The organism is Saccharothrix coeruleofusca (genome assembly GCF_017876325.1).
GTDB lineage: Bacteria > Actinomycetota > Actinomycetes > Mycobacteriales > Pseudonocardiaceae > Actinosynnema > Actinosynnema coeruleofuscum.
On record NZ_JAGINV010000001.1, the window covers coordinates 7,015,194 to 7,030,235 of the forward strand.

At 73.4% G+C, this 15,042-nt stretch carries 12 protein-coding genes and 1 tRNA gene; 10 read left to right on the top strand and 3 right to left on the bottom strand.

Annotated features, from left to right (window positions below):
* Positions 1-138: 138 nt before the first annotated feature.
* The 8 genes from JOF41_RS32495 to JOF41_RS32530 all read left to right on the top strand — a co-directional run bounded on the left by JOF41_RS32495 (position 139) and on the right by JOF41_RS32530 (position 11,268).
* Entirely contained in the window at positions 139-2,451 is a 2,313-nt protein-coding gene (locus JOF41_RS32495) for a sodium-translocating pyrophosphatase (protein WP_209623652.1), read from the top strand.
* A gap of 139 nt (positions 2,452-2,590) precedes the next feature.
* Positions 2,591-3,190 (top strand): hypothetical protein, encoded by a 600-nt coding sequence (locus tag JOF41_RS32500; RefSeq protein ID WP_189221273.1) that lies wholly within the window; start codon positions 2,591-2,593, stop codon positions 3,188-3,190.
* A gap of 43 nt (positions 3,191-3,233) precedes the next feature.
* Positions 3,234-3,860: a hypothetical protein gene (locus JOF41_RS32505; protein WP_189221272.1), complete on the top strand. Its 627-nt coding sequence runs from the start codon at positions 3,234-3,236 to the stop codon at positions 3,858-3,860.
* Positions 3,861-3,926: 66 nt separating this feature from the next.
* Positions 3,927-4,571, top strand: a complete 645-nt coding sequence (locus JOF41_RS32510) for a hypothetical protein (RefSeq protein WP_189221271.1) — start codon at positions 3,927-3,929, stop codon at positions 4,569-4,571.
* A 130-nt stretch (positions 4,572-4,701) separates the two neighbouring features.
* Positions 4,702-7,428 (top strand): type I DNA topoisomerase, encoded by a 2,727-nt coding sequence (gene topA / locus JOF41_RS32515; RefSeq protein WP_189221270.1) that lies wholly within the window; start codon positions 4,702-4,704, stop codon positions 7,426-7,428.
* A gap of 356 nt (positions 7,429-7,784) precedes the next feature.
* On the top strand, positions 7,785-7,931 hold the full coding sequence (locus tag JOF41_RS32520) for a hypothetical protein (protein ID WP_209623653.1): 147 nt from the start codon (positions 7,785-7,787) through the stop codon (positions 7,929-7,931).
* Between the two features lie 42 nt (positions 7,932-7,973).
* Positions 7,974-10,043, top strand: coding sequence for a bifunctional MFS transporter/dTMP kinase (locus tag JOF41_RS32525; RefSeq protein WP_189221268.1), 2,070 nt, complete (start codon positions 7,974-7,976; stop codon positions 10,041-10,043).
* A 25-nt stretch (positions 10,044-10,068) separates the two neighbouring features.
* Positions 10,069-11,268 carry a DNA polymerase III subunit delta' gene (locus tag JOF41_RS32530; protein ID WP_189221267.1) on the top strand — a complete coding sequence of 400 codons (1,200 nt, stop codon included), beginning with the start codon at positions 10,069-10,071 and terminating at the stop codon, positions 11,266-11,268.
* A gap of 9 nt (positions 11,269-11,277) precedes the next feature.
* On the opposite strand, the gene JOF41_RS32535 is transcribed toward JOF41_RS32530, so the two are convergent.
* The gene (locus JOF41_RS32535; RefSeq protein WP_209623654.1) at positions 11,278-12,852 is read right to left on the bottom strand and encodes a hypothetical protein; all 1,575 of its coding nucleotides are present in this window, start codon (positions 12,850-12,852) and stop codon (positions 11,278-11,280) included.
* A 124-nt stretch (positions 12,853-12,976) separates the two neighbouring features.
* Between JOF41_RS32535 and JOF41_RS32540 the strand changes: the two genes are divergently transcribed.
* Positions 12,977-13,050, top strand: a tRNA-Thr gene (locus tag JOF41_RS32540).
* Between the two features lie 153 nt (positions 13,051-13,203).
* Positions 13,204-13,374, top strand: coding sequence for a hypothetical protein (locus JOF41_RS32545; protein ID WP_189221252.1), 171 nt, complete (start codon positions 13,204-13,206; stop codon positions 13,372-13,374).
* Here JOF41_RS32545 and JOF41_RS32550 read toward each other — a convergent pair.
* Both JOF41_RS32550 and JOF41_RS32555 read right to left on the bottom strand, forming a co-directional pair.
* On the bottom strand, positions 13,361-14,311 hold the full coding sequence (locus tag JOF41_RS32550) for a TIGR03617 family F420-dependent LLM class oxidoreductase (RefSeq protein WP_307867600.1): 951 nt from the start codon (positions 14,309-14,311) through the stop codon (positions 13,361-13,363). The genes JOF41_RS32545 and JOF41_RS32550 overlap by 14 nt on opposite strands.
* 17 nt (positions 14,312-14,328) lie before the next feature.
* Entirely contained in the window at positions 14,329-15,009 is a 681-nt protein-coding gene (locus tag JOF41_RS32555; RefSeq protein WP_244989752.1) for an excalibur calcium-binding domain-containing protein, read from the bottom strand.
* Positions 15,010-15,042: the final 33 nt, after the last annotated feature.

The following is a 15,042-nucleotide window of genomic DNA, read 5'->3' on the forward strand; positions in this document are numbered from 1 at the left end:
GGGTTGCGCCCTATGAATAGACTCCGCCGCTATCGCATCCAATGAGGGATGGATCACGTCGTGCCGGGGCTGACGTCGGGCCCGCCCTGGCGCGCCGCGAACCAGCCTCCGTTGGGCCAACTCTCACCAGGAGGATGGATGTCCCGGCAATTCCTCGCGGAGGGCCTGGAGCTCTCCGGAGGTGATCGCGGCCTCGTGGCCGTGGTCGCCGTGGTCGCCCTGGCCGCCCTGGCCGTCGGGTACGTGCTGCTCAGGGAGGTGCTGGCCGCGGGCCAGGGCACCACCAAGATGCAGGACATCGCCAAGGCGGTCCAAGAGGGCGCAGCGGCCTACCTCAACCGCCAGTTCCGCACCCTCGGCATCTTCGTCGTCATCGTGTTCGTGCTGCTGTTCGCGCTCCCGGCCGACACCGCGGCCGAGCGGATCGGCAGGTCGCTGTTCTTCGTCATCGGCGCGGCGTTCTCCGCCGCCATCGGCTACCTGGGCATGTGGCTGTCCACCCGCGCGAACGTGCGCGTGGCCGCCGCGGCCAAGGAGTCGGGCGGCCGGGAGAAGGCCATGCGGGTGGCGTTCCGCACCGGTGGCGTGGTCGGCATGATGACCGTCGGCCTCGGCCTGTTCGGCGCGGCGGCGGTCGTGATGGCCTACGCGGGCCAGGCGCCCAGGGTGCTGGAGGGCTTCGGCTTCGGCGCGGCGCTGCTGGCGATGTTCATGCGCGTGGGCGGTGGCATCTTCACCAAGGCCGCGGACGTGGGCGCGGACCTGGTCGGCAAGGTCGAGCAGAACATCCCCGAGGACGACCCGCGCAACGCCGCCACCATCGCCGACAACGTCGGCGACAACGTGGGCGACTGCGCGGGCATGGCGGCGGACCTGTTCGAGTCCTACGCGGTCACCCTGGTCGCGTCGCTGATCCTGGGCACCGCCGCGTTCGGCATGCAGGGCCTGCTGTTCCCGCTGATCGTCCCGGCCATCGGGGTGCTGACCGCGGTCATCGGCGTCTACACCACCAGCGCGCGCACCGGTGAGAACGGCCTCAACGCGATCAACCGCTCCTTCTACATCTCGGCGGTCATCTCGGCGGTGCTGTGCACCGTGGCGGCGTTCGTCTACCTGCCCGGCTCGTTCGCCGACCTGGAGGGGGTGCCGGACGCCATCCGCAGCACCCCCGGCAACCCGGCGCTGATCGCCGCGATCGCGGTGATCATCGGCATCGCGCTGGCGACCGTCATCCTGTGGCTGACCGGCTACTTCACCGGCACCGAGTACAAGCCGGTCAAGGACGTCGGCCGGACCTCGCTGACCGGCGCGGCCACCGTCATCCTGTCCGGCATCTCGGTGGGCTTCGAGTCGGCGGTCTACACCGCGCTGGTCATCGGCGGCGCGGTGTACGGCGCGTTCCTGCTGTCCGGTTCGGTGGTGGTGTCGCTGTTCGCGGTGGCGCTGGCGGGCTGCGGCCTGCTGACCACGGTCGGGGTCATCGTCGCGATGGACACCTTCGGCCCGGTCTCGGACAACGCGCAGGGCATCGCCGAGATGTCCGGTGACGTGGACGGCGAGGGCGCGCAGATCCTCACCGAGCTGGACGCGGTGGGCAACACCACCAAGGCCATCACCAAGGGCATCGCCATCGCGACCGCGGTGCTCGCGGCGACCGCGCTGTTCGGCTCCTACAAGGACGCCATCGAACAGGCGCTGGCCGACGTGCAGGTGGCCCTGGGCGAGGTGCCGGTGTCCTTCACCAACGTGGTGTTCAGCCCGAACGTGCTGGTCGGCGTGGCCATCGGCGCGGCGGTGGTGTTCATGTTCTCCGGCTTGGCGGTCAACGCGGTGACCCGCGCGGCGGGCGCGATCGTGTTCGAGGTGCGCCGCCAGTTCCGCGACAACCCCGGCATCATGGACGGCACGGTCAAGCCGGAGTACGGCAAGGTCGTCGACATCTGCACCAGGGACTCGCTGCGCGAGCTGGCCACCCCCGGCCTGCTCGCGGTGATGGCGCCGATCGCGGTGGGCTTCGGCCTCGGCGTCGGCCCGCTGGCGGGCTACCTGGCGGGCGCGATCGCGACCGGCACCCTGATGGCGGTCTTCCTGGCCAACTCCGGTGGCGCCTGGGACAACGCCAAGAAGCTGGTCGAGGACGGCAACCACGGCGGCAAGGGCTCCGACGCCCACGCGGCCACCGTCATCGGCGACACGGTCGGCGACCCGTTCAAGGACACCGCGGGCCCGGCCATCAACCCGCTGATCAAGGTGATGAACCTGGTGTCGGTGCTGATCGCCCCGGCGATCGTGACCTTCTCGGTCGGCGCGGACGCCTCGGCGGGCGTGCGCTACGCCATCGCGGCGGTCGCCGCGGTGATCATCGTGGCCGCCGTGGTGGTGTCCAAGCGGCGCGGCACGGCGATCTCGGACACGCCCGCGGACGCGCCGGTCGCCAACGGCGCGGCCTGAGCCCACCGGTGCCCGCGAATGCCGTCCGATCCTCCTTTCGGGTGGTATTCGCGGGCACCCCTGCGTGCGTAGCCCCCGGCGGTTTCGGGTAGTACTGCGAGGTACACCGGGAGCACACCGGAACACGCTGGGAGACGACATGGGTGTCCGCCTCGCCGCCGCGCTCGCCGCGTCCGCCTTGCTCGCGGGCTGCGGATCGGGCGGCGACGACTCCTCCGCCACGTCCAGCACCCCGCCGTCCACCTCCTCCAACGACGCCGCGGTGGCGTACGTGGACAAGGTGTGCGCGGCGGCTTCGTCGTTCGTGAGCGTCCCGAAGACGCCCCCGAAGCTGGACGCCACGGACCAGAACAAGCTCAAGGCCGACATGGCCGCCTACATGGGCCAGATGGCCGACGCCTTCGGCTCCACGGCGACCAGGCTGCGGGAGGTCGGCCCCTCGCCGGTGGCGGGTGGTGACGAGCAGGTCGAGAAGATGGCCGCCACCTTCACCGACGTGGCCAAGACCTTCGGCGACGCCAGGAGCACGATCGAGCAGGCCGACGCGAACGACCCGGTCGGCGGCATCCAGGCGGCGGGCGACGCGATCGCCCGGCTGGACGAGTTCACCGAGCCGCTCAAGCAGCTGGAGTCGCACCCGGAGCTGGCCGCGGCGGCCCAGCAGGCGCCGTCCTGCCAGGCGCTGCGGACGCTGCGGCCGTCCACCGCGACGTCCGAGGCCCCGCCCGCCACCTCGTAGTAGGTTCCCCCTTTCGATTGTCACTCGACTGGGGGATCTCTTCGTGAAGCACCGCATCATCCTGCCCGGCCTCCTCGCTGCCTGCCTGGCGGTCGCGAGCTGCACCTCCGGCACCACCTCCGGAGACACGGCCGCGACCGGTTCCAGCGGCTCGGCCGCGCCCACCACCACCACCACCTCGGCGGCCACCGCCGACCCGGTGACCTGGGCGGGAGCCTTCTGCGACGGCATGGGGGTGATGGCGCAGGGCATGGTCGAGATGCTCCAGGCGCTGCTGGCCGGGGGCAACGCGACCGACCCGGCCGCGCAGAAGGCCGCGCTGCTGCAGTTCAGCGAGAAGTCCGGCACCGCGCTGACCGCCGCGAGCGAGGAGCTGGCCCGGATCGGGGCGCCCTCGCCGGAGACCCGCGCCCTGCACGACGAGCTGGTCGGGTACTTCGGCCAGGCGGGCAAGGGGCTGACCGACGCCAACCGGGAGCTGGCCGGGCTCGACCCCAACGACCCGCAGTTCTCCGCCAAGCTGGAGCAGCTGGGCGGCGAAGCGGGCGACCCGACCACGCTGCGCCAGCAGGTCGAGAAGATCCAGGGCGACCCGGTGCTGGGAGCCGCGTTCAAGCAGGCGCCGCAGTGCACCGCCATGGGTGACCTGCTGCGGAACATGGGCGGCTGACCCGCCGCTCCGGTTGCTCCGCTCGACCACTGGCCGTGGTCGAACGTGTGTTCTACGCTGCCGCCTGTGGGGCAACTGTCCTTCTTCTCGGCCGAGGCGAGGCAGCCGTGCGTCGGTGACCTCGCCGGTGTGCTGTGCGGGCCGGGGCAGGTGCTGGGCTTCGCCAGGGGCCGGGCCGCGCGGGTCTCGGTCGGGCTGGAGGAGCGGTGGCGGGCCCCGGCGCTGGTCGCCGCGTTCGCCGAGCGCGGTGTGCAGGCCGAGGCGCGCTCGGTCGAGGCCCCACCACCCGAGGACGGCGCGGAGGACGCTGAGGGAGACGCTGCGGGAAACGCGGGCCCTGTGCGGACGTGGGAGGTCAGGACCGCCTTCCGGGCGGATCTGCGGGGGCTGGCCGCGCGGTGGCTGCGGGGAGCGGAGAAGGCGGTGCCCGAGGGTTTCACACCGCACGGCGGCGTGCTCAGGATGTGGGCGCTGGCGTCGGGCCGGTGGGTGGAGTCGGGCTACCTGCTCGGCCTGGACCCGCTGGCCCCCGCGACGCACGAGCCGCTGCGCACGGCGCTGGCGGCGGCCGGTCTGCCCGCCGCGCTGCTGACGCCCCGCGCGGGTCCGCCCGCGCTGCGGGTGGTCGGCCGCAGACGGCTGGAACGCCTCGCGGAGCTGGTCGGACGTGCTCCGCGGGGAGTCGCCGAGCGCACCTGGCCGGCCGCGTAGCCGGTCCTCCTGGCGGACGAACGCCGCCGGTTGTGTCACTCTGTCTGCGACCAGGGCTGCTCGTCGGCGACTAAGGACAGTGCACACTGGCGGGTCGGGAACACAGTGTTCGGGGAGAGAGCGGGACGGCGTGGCTGGATCGACACGGGCGAGGAAGTCCAACGGGGGATCAGCGAGCGGCAACCGGCGGTTGGTGATCGTCGAGTCGCCCGCCAAGGCGCGCAAGATCGCGTCCTACCTCGGCAACGGCTTCGTCGTGGAGTCGTCCAAGGGGCACATCCGCGACCTGCCGCGGGGCGCCGCCGACGTGCCCGCCAAGTACAAGGGGCAGTCGTGGGCGCGGCTGGGCGTCGACGTGGACCACGACTTCGAGCCGCTGTACGTGGTGACCCCGGACAAGAAGTCCACCGTCGCCGAGCTCAAGGAGCTGCTCAAGGACGTCGACGAGCTCTACCTCGCGACGGACGGCGACCGCGAGGGCGAGGCCATCGCCTGGCACCTGCTGGACACGCTCAAGCCCAAGGTGCCGGTGCGCCGGATGGTGTTCCACGAGATCACCGAGCCCGCCATCCTGGCCGCCGCGGCCAACCCGCGTGACCTGGACCAGAGCCTGGTCGACGCGCAGGAGACCCGCCGCATCCTGGACCGCCTCTACGGCTACGAGGTCAGCCCGGTGCTGTGGAAGAAGGTCATGCCGAAGCTGTCGGCGGGCCGGGTGCAGTCCGTGGCGACCAGGATCGTGGTCGAGCGGGAGCGCGAGCGGATGAAGTTCGTGACCGCCTCGTTCTGGGACGTCTCGGCGACCATGGACGCGGGTGCGGACGCCAGCCCCCGCACGTTCGGCGCGCGGCTGGTCGCGGTGGACGGCACCCGCCTGGCCACCGGCCGCGACTTCGGCTCAGACGGCCGCCTCAAGCAGGGCGCGGACGTCCGGGTGCTGGACGAGGCGCAGGCCCGCGCGATCGCCACCGGCCTGGCCGACGCGACGCTGACGGTGTCCTCGGTCGAGGAGAAGCCGTACTCGCGCAAGCCGTACGCGCCGTTCATGACCTCCACGCTCCAGCAGGAGGCGGGCCGCAAGCTGCGCTTCTCCGCCGACCGCACCATGCGCGCGGCGCAGAAGCTGTACGAGAACGGCTACATCACCTACATGCGCACCGACAGCACCACGCTGTCGGAGACGGCCATCTCGGCGGCGCGCGCGCAGGCCACCGAGCTGTACGGCTCGCAGTACGTGCCCAAGGAGCCGCGCCAGTACAACCGCAAGGTCAAGAACGCGCAGGAGGCGCACGAGGCGATCCGGCCCGCAGGCGAGGTGTTCCGCACCCCCGGCCAGGTGGCGCGCGAGCTGGACGCCGACGAGTTCAAGCTCTACGAGCTGATCTGGCAGCGCACCATCGCCTCGCAGATGGCCGACGCGCGCGGCAACACCACCAGCGTGCGCATCTCGGGCACCACCACCGGCGGCGAGGAGGTGCTGTTCGCCGCGTCCGGCCGCACGATCACCTTCGCGGGCTTCCTCAAGGCGTACGTGGAGACCGTGGACGCGGAGGCGGGCGGCGAGTCCGACGACGCCGAGTCGCGGCTGCCGCAGCTGGCCAAGGACCAGCCGGTGCAGGCCGCCGAGCTGTCCGCGGACGGCCACTCGACCAGCCCGCCGCCGCGCTTCACCGAGGCCAGCCTGATCAAGACCATGGAGGAGCTGGGCATCGGCCGCCCGTCCACCTACGCCTCGATCATCAGCACCATCCAGGACCGCGGCTACGTGTGGAAGAAGGGGTCCGCGCTGGTCCCGTCGTGGGTGGCGTTCGCCGTGGTCGGGCTGCTGGAGCGGCACTTCGGCAGGCTGGTGGACTACGACTTCACCGCCGCGCTGGAGGACGAGCTGGACGGCATCGCCGCGGGCCGCCAGGAGCGCACCACGTGGCTGTCCGGCTTCTACTTCGGCGGCAACGTCGGGCCGGAGTCGTCGGTGGGCCGCTCGGGCGGGCTCAAGAAGCTGGTCGGCTCCAGCGTCGAGGAGATCGACGCGCGCGAGGTCAACTCGATCCCGCTGTTCACCGACGCCGACGGGCACACCGTGGTGGTCCGGGTCGGCCGGTACGGGCCGTACCTGGAGCGCGAGGTCGACGGGGTGTCGCAGCGCGCGAACCTGCCCGACGACCTGCCGCCGGACGAGCTGGACCAGCAGGTCGCGGAGAAGCTGTTCGCGACCCCGCAGGAGGGCCGCTCGCTGGGCACCGACCCGGTGACCGGGCACGAGATCGTGGCCAAGGAGGGCCGCTTCGGCCCGTACGTGACCGAGGTGCTGCCCGAGCCGCCGGACGGCAAGAAGGCGCCCAAGCCGCGCACCGGCTCGCTGTTCAAGTCGATGTCGCTGGAGACGGTGACCCTGGACGACGCGCTGAAGCTGCTGTCGCTGCCCAGGGTGGTCGGCACCGACCCGGAGACCGGGGCGGAGATCACCGCGCAGAACGGCCGCTACGGGCCGTACCTGAAGCGGGGCACCGACTCGCGGTCGCTGGCCAGCGAGGACCAGCTGTTCACGGTGACCCTGGACGAGGCGCTGAAGATCTACGCCGAGCCGAAGAAGCGGGGCCGGGCGGCGGCCGCGCCGCCGTTGAAGGAGCTGGGCAACGACCCGGTGTCGGGCAAGCCGATGGTGGTCAAGGAGGGCCGGTTCGGCCCGTACGTGACCGACGGCGAGACCAACGCCTCGCTGCGCAAGTCCGACAGCGTGGAGGGCCTGTCCGACGAGCGGGCGGCCGAGCTGCTGGCGGAGAAGCGCGCCAAGGGCCCGACCACGAAGAAGAAGCCCGCGGCGCGGAAGAAGGCACCGGCCAAGGCCAAGGGCTAGCGGAGGTGGTGGCGGTGGACGAGTGGTTATTCGGACCTGACGGCACTGAGCCGCCACCGCCGCCACGCGCTTTTCCCGATCCGCTCGCCGGTCTGGTGACCGGCGAGCGGGCCTACGACGCGCCCGGAGCCCCGAAGTCCGCGCCCGCGCGACCCGAAGCGGTCGTCGAACCACCTCGGCAGGCCCCGGTGCGGACGGTTCGGCCCGCGCCGCCGCTGCCGGGACGCGCCGCCCAGCGCCCCCTGCGGCACTCTCCGCAGCGCCCCGTTCAGCGCCCCGTTCAGCGCCATGTCCAGCGCCCCGTGCAACGTCCTCCGCGGCGCTCCGATCAGCGTCCCGTGCGGCTTCCTGCGCCGATGGCCCCGGTCCGGCCCGCAGCGGCGCGGCCGGAGGAGGTCCCGAGCGAGATCGGAATCGGCATCGGGTTCATGGTCGTGCGGACCGGGGCGTTCTTCGACACCCTGCGCGAGGTCGTCCGGTCGTTGTTCGACCGCTCCAAGTGACTGGAACCACCACCCGAATGGTTCATCTGGTCACCAGCCCTGATGACCCCGGCTACGCTGGTTCATCGCACCAGGCAGGGGGTGAGCACCATCCAGGACGCTTCGACCAGCCACCGGATTCGCAGCGTGCTGGCGATCCGGCCCTTCCGCAGGCTCTGGGGTGTCACCTATCTGTGCAGCATCGGTGACTGGTTGTCACTGCTGGCCCTGACCGGCCTGGTCACCCGGCTCCTGGAGAGCTACCAGTGGCAGAGCTTCGCGCTCAGCCTCGTGGTGCTCACGCAGCTGCTGCCCGGCATCCTGTTCGCCCCGCTCGGCGGCGTGCTGGCCGACCGGTTCGACCGCCGCAAGATCATGGTGGTCTGCGACCTGCTGCGCGGCGGGCTGTTCATCTCCATCGCGCTGGTCGGCACGGCCTGGTGGCTGTTCGTCGCGAACTTCCTGGTCGGCTGCTGCGCGATGCTGTGGATCCCGGCCAAGGACTCGGCCGTGCCGAACCTGCTGCGCCGCCCGGACCAGGTGGAGACGGCCAACCAGCTCGGCCTGGTGATGACCTACGGCATCTCGGTCATCAGCGGCGCGGGCCTGTACTCCCTGATCTCCGGCATCCCCGGCTACCTGCACCTGCAGAACACCGACATCGAGTTCCGCATCGCGACCATCGCGGTCATGGTCAACGGCGCGCTGTACGTGACCTCCGCGATCATGGTCGCCACCCGCATCCCGGAGCTGTCCGGCCGGGCCGCCGTGGTGCGGCGGGCCAGGCAGGACGGCGACGCCCCCGGCTTCTTCGCCATGCTGCGCGACGGGCTGCGCTACGCGGGCCGCACGCCGCTGGTGCGCGGCCTGGTCATCGGCATGATCGGCGCGTTCGCCGCGGCGGGCGCGGTGGTCGGCACGGCCAAGCTGTACGCGAACTCGCTGCTGGGCGGCGACTCCACGTTCGGCCTGCTGTTCGTGGCGGTCTTCGCGGGCCTGGCGGCGGGCATGGCGACCGCGCCGAGGATGGCCCGGCGGCTGCCCTACGACCGGCTGTTCGGCCTGACCATCGTGCTGGCCGGGCTGAGCCTGCTGGTGGTCGCGATCGCGCCGCACCTGTGGATCGCGCTGATCGCGGTGGCGCTGGTCGGCGGGTGCGCGGGCGTGGCGTTCCTCACCGGCCTGACCATCGTGGGCTCGCAGGTCGAGGACGCGATGCGGGGCCGGACCGTGGCGCTGCTGCAGTCGCTGCTGAAGGTGGTGCTGTTCGCCACGTCGGCGACCACCCCGCTGCTGGTCAGCCTGGTGCAGCAGCGCACCGTCACCGCGTTCGGCCACCCGATGCAGGTCGACGGCACCCGGCCGGTGCTCTTCGGCGCGGGCGTGGTGGCCGCGCTGCTGGGCCTGATTGCCTACCGGCAGATGGACGACCGGCGCAGCGAGCCGCTGCTGTCCGACCTGGTGGCCGCCATCCGGGGCAGGCCGCGCCGGGGCGGCGGGCTGCTGATCGCGGTCGAGGGCAACACCCGGCGGGACACCGCGGCGCAGGCCCGGCGGCTGGCCGAGGCGCTGCGCGCGTCCGGCCGCGAGGTGCTGCTGGCCAGCGACCCCGACCTGGACGAGCAGCGGCTGCGCAACCTGCTGTCCACCGCCGACCTGGCGGGCGTGCGGGCGCACGCCCTGGTCGCCGCGGCGGTGCGCGCCGACGTGGTGGAGCGCGAGGTCCGGCCCGCGCTGGACGGCGGCTCCCTGGTCGTCATGGAGCGCTACGTGGACAGCCCGCTGGCGCACTTCAGCGCCGCGGGCAGCGTCGAGCCGCGCGAGGTCGAGGGCCTGGTCGACTGGGCCACCGGCAGGCTGCGCCCGGACATCACGGTGCTGCTGGACCGCTCCCCGCTGCCCGCCGCCGAGGGCGGCAAGCGGCCGATGGACAACGCCGAGCACCACTGGCGGGTGCAGCGGCTGCTCAGCGAGATGGCCTCCGCCGACCCCGAGCGGTACGCGGTGGTCGACGCGGACGCGGACGAGGACCAGGTGGCCGAGCGGGTGCGCGCCGCGGTGCTGCCGCTGATCGAGGCCCGCCAGTCCGCGCGGCCCACCCCAGCCGCCCACCCGATGGCCGAGGCGACCTGATCGCGGCACTGGGTACGGTGGCCCGGTGAGCAAGGGTGTCTGGGGCGGGGTGGTCGGCCAGCCCGAAGCCGTCGCCGTGCTGAGCGCCGCCGCCGAGGCCGCGGCGAGCATCGTCGCGGGCGGCTCGCCCGCGCCCGGCGCGATGACCCACGCCTGGCTGTTCACCGGCCCGCCCGGCTCCGGCCGGTCGGTGGCGGCCCGCGCGTTCGCCGCCGCGCTGCAGTGCACGGCGGTCGACGACCGGCCCGGCTGCGGCGCGTGCGCAGGCTGCCACACCGCGCTGGCGGGCACGCACGCGGACGTGCGCGTGGTCGCCCCCGAGGGGCTGTCGATCTCGGTGGCCGAGATGCGGTCGCTGGTCCAGGTCTCCGCGCGCAGGCCCACCGGCGGCCGGTGGCAGGTGGTGATCATCGCCGACGCCGAGCGGCTCACCGAAGGCGCGGCGAACGCGCTGCTCAAGGCCGTGGAGGAGCCGCCGGAGCGGACGGTGTTCCTGCTGTGCGCGCCCTCGGACCACCCCGAGGACGTGTCGGTGACCATCCGCTCGCGCTGCCGGGTCGTGCCGCTGGGCACCCCGCGCGCCGCGTCGATCGCCGAGGCGCTGCGGGACGAGGGCGTGGACCCGGACCTGGCGTCCTGGGCGGCGTCGGTGTGCGGCGGGCACGTGGAGCGCGCGCGCAGGCTGGCCACCGACGAGCAGGCCAGGCAGCGGCGCGAGGCCGTGCTGGGCATCCCGCTCGCGCTTCGCAGGCCCGCCGACATCTTCACCTGCGCCGACGAGCTGGTGAAGGCCGCCGAGGCGGACGCGCTGACCGCCAACTCCTCCCGCGACGAGGCCGAGCGGCAGGCGCTGGAGACCGCGATGGGCGCGGGCGGCACCGGCAAGGGCACCGCCGCGGCCACCCGCGGCGCCAAGGGCGCGCTCAAGGACCTGGAGAAGCGGCAGAAGTCCCGCGCCACCCGCACCCAGCGCGACTCGCTGGACCAGGCGCTGGTCGACCTGGCCGCGTTCTACCGGGACGTGCTGGTCTCGGCGACCGGCTCGGAGGCCGCGCTGAACCACCCGGACCGCGCCGCCGACGCGCGCACCGCCGCCGCGTCGTGGAGCCCCGAGTCCACGCTGCGCCGCCTGGAGGCCGTGCTGGCCTGCCGGGAGGCGCTGGAGATGAACGTCAAACCGCGCATCGCCGTCGAGGCGATGCTGACCACGCTGCACCGGGGCTGACGCCGGGATCTACCGGCGGTCGGCCCGAGGTCGGCGCGGCGGCAGCGCGGCCACCAGGACCACGCCCACGAGCAGCAGCGCGGTGCCGGTCCAGAAGATCGGCACGGTCCGGTAGGCGGCGTTGGTGCGGGCCAGCGCCCGCTTCGCGGGTGGCGCGGGCCGCGCGTCCTCGGGCGGGGCCGCGGCGGCCGCGCACACGACCCCGCCGCGCGGCGCCGCCGCCCGCACCACCTGCTCGCCCAGCGACACCTGCGCCAGCGCCGAGGGCAGGTTCGGCAGGCCCAGCGCGTCGGTGGGCAGCAGCTGGAGGTCCAGCAGCCGCGCGGTCGCGCCGACCGTGAACCCCTCGACGGCGGGACCGCCCTGCCCCGGTGGACCCTCCAGCGGACCCTCCAGCGGGGCGGCCTTGCGGTTGAGCTGGCCGACCTGCAGCCGCAGCACGCCGATGTCGACCCTGGGCAGCCGGTCGACCACGTCGCCGACCAGCGGCAGCTTCCCGGCCTGGTCCAGCGGAACGCCGATGGGCACGTCGAGGCGGGGGTTGGCCGCGTCCAGCACGCCCAGCTGCCTGCCGCCCTGGCTGACCCGCAGCACCGGCGCGGTGTAGTCGACCCGCGAGGTGGCCTCGTCGCCGGTGGCCAGCGCGATCAGCGCGGGCTGGCCGACCACGTCCACGCGGATCTCCGCGGGCGTGCCCGCCAGCAGCCGCACGGCCGTGGCCTGCAGCGTGGAGATCGACCGCACCGCCTTGTTGGGGCTGCCCGGCAGGTCCACCAGCTCGACCCTGGACCGCGCGGCCAGCGCGTTGGGCAGGCTGAGCAGCGAGCCGTCCGCCCCGGTGTCCTGGCTGCCCGACAGCAGCCCGCCGAGCCTGCTCAGCGGTCCCGCCAGCCGGTTGAGCCCGTCCAGCAGGGCCCGCTCGGCGTCCGCGTCCAGCTTCGGGACGTCCGCGAGCACGCCGGTGAGGTCGGTGGCGGTGGGCAGGGTGGGGATCGCGTTGAGCGCGCTCAGGCTCGCCAGCTCGGTGGTGGCGTCCGCGATCGGCGAGACGCACGGGCCCAGCCGCTCGTCCCAGCGGGCGTGCGCGGTGCCGTTGAGCGCCCCGACGCTGAGCAGGCCGCCCAGCGGCGTCCGGGGCGGGTTGAGGCCACCCGCCACCGGCTGGGCGTTGTCCGGGGAGGCGGTCTGCACCAGCGTGCCCGGCGTCTGCGGGGCGTGGCCCCGCACCGCGAACCCCAGCGGCGAGGCCTGGGCGACGGCGCGCTCGTAGCTGAGCAGCGCCTCCGAGTTGGCCTGGGCGCTGGCCAGCCCGACGCCGAGCTCCGCGGCCGACTGCTCGGCCAGCCGCTCGCCGAAACCGGGCAGGATCGAGCTGGTGGCGGCCGAGTCCGGGGCCAGCCGCACCACGGCCAGCCCGGTGCCCGCGTCCCCGATCGCGTGAGCCACCACCGGGGGACCGGCGGACATCGGCGGCTGACCGGGGTTCACCGGGCCTGGCACCGGTGTGGTGACCGGCTGCGCGAGCGCCGGGGTGGCGCACAGCGCGACCAGCGCGAGGGCGGCGGGCACGGCCAACAGGCGCATCTGGTCGGTCCTCCCCGGACGGCGATGTCGCGGTGACGCGGGGTGAGGTGCGTCACCCGTGGGCTCAACGAGGGAACCCCCTGATCGGTCACGACGCAAGGCTGGGCTATAGTTGTCGCGTCTCGCCGCCTTAGCTCAGTCGGCCAGAGCGGTTCACTCGTAATGAACAGGTCGTCGGTTCGATTCCGACAGGCGGCTCAGGTGAGATGCACTCGGGTCCGGCGTGCCACGCGCGCCGGACCCGAGTCGTTTCCGCGTTCCGGGACCGTTGACTACTCCATTAGAGTGACGTTCGCGCATGCGGCATCAGGGTGGCCTCATCCTGTCGTTGCGTTCGTGGAGGTGGTGGCGGTGATCGGGATGGTCGTGCTGACCGTGCTGGCGTTGCCGCTGGTCCTGCTCGTCCTGCGGGGCGGCAGGCGGCGGTGGTCGAGGCGGTGCGAGCCGCCGGTCGAACTGGCGCTGTTCCACCACGGCGTGCGCAGCACGCCGAGCCGCCCGCACCGGCTCACGCCGTCATGAGGACCGGGGCCGCCACGCGGGTGACCACGTCGCCGTAGCGGTCGCGCAGCGCCGCCGCGGCCTCGGCGGGCGTGCCGACCACGGCGAACGCGCGCAGCACCTCGTCGTCGACCAGCGCGCTCATCTCGTCCCACCGCTGCCTGCGCGAGAGCCGGTGCAGCTCCTCGTGCAGCTCGCCCCACCCGTGCAGGTCCAGCACCTTGCGGTAGGCCGGGGTGGAGCCGTAGAACGCGATCCGCCGCCGCACCGCCGCGGCCGACTCGTCGTCGGTCACCACCAGCGAAGGGCCGCTGATCTCCAGGCCCGCCAGCGGCTTCCCGGCCTTGGCGCGGCCCCGCGCCAGCGCGGGCAGGGTGACCTCGCGCAGGTAGCGCTCGGTGGTGAAGTCGTGGCACAGGAACCCGTCGGCCACCTCGCCCGCCACCTCGGTCATCCGCTCGCCGACGCCCGCCAGCCACACGCGGGGGTTGCCGTGCGGGTTGGGGCCGGGGTCGAAGAACGGCGTCATCAGCGTGTGCGTGTAGAACTCGCCGCGGAAGCGCGGCCGGTCGCCGGTCTCCCACGCCCGCCAGATCTCCCGGATGGCCAGCACGAACTCGCGCATCCTGGCCGCGGGCCTGGACCACGCCATGCCGAACCGCTTGGTGATGTGCGGTTCGACCTGCGAGCCGAGGCCGAGGTGGAACCGGCCGCCGGTGATCAGCTGCAGGTCGTTGGCCAGCACGGCGGTGCTCATCGGGTTGCGGGCGAAGGCGACCGCGATCGCGGTGCCCAGCTCGACCCGCCGCACCCGCCCGGCGACCTGCCCGAGCGCGAGGAACGGGTCGTGCCGGGTCTCCGCGACCCAGAACCCGTCGCAGCCGGACGTTTCCGCTTCCAGCGCCGCCGCCACGACGCTGCCGGGGTCGTACTCGACTTCGACGCGGTCCACCTTCACCCGGCTGGTTCTACCAGCTACTCGCAGGCCACGCCGTCGTTGTCGCGGTCGAGGGGGGCGCGGTAGCCGGGCTCGCCGCGGTGCAGCGGCGCGGCGCCCGCGGCGCGGGCCGCGTCGCAGTTGCGGTAGTAGACCTCCGGGGCGGGCTCGGGCTGCGGTGCGGGCTTGGGCGCGGGCTCGGGGGCCGGGACCGGCGCGGGCTTGGGCGCGGGCGGCGGGGGCGCGACGGTGTCCGCGCCGTCGCACGGCGCTCCCCACAGGCCCAGCTTGGCCTGCTGCGCGGTCGCCTGTGCGGCGCTCAGCACGGCGCCTGCCGCCTGCTCGGCCCGCGCCAGGCCCTGGCCGACGAGGAACACCGCCAGGTCGGTGCCGTCCGGCAGCAGCACGGTGCCGCCGTTGACGCGCAAGTACTTGCCCGCCAAGGAGTTCTTGACGGCACCGGTGGCGGACTGCCCCCAGCACGCGCCGGGCTGGGCGAGGCCGGCGAGCTGGACGGTGGCGCCGCCGGTGACGACGATCGTGCGGGCGTCCACGACGTCGGCGACCTGGACCGGAGGCGGGGTGGTCGTCGTCGTGGTCGTCGTGGTGGTGGAAGTTGTGGTGCTGGGGGCGATCGACAGGGCGGCACTGTCGTTTGTGGACGGACCGGTTCCGCAACTGGTCAGCAGCAGAACCGGAATCGCCAGGAGTGGAGCCAATCCTCGGACCGAACCGGTGGCGTTCATGTACCG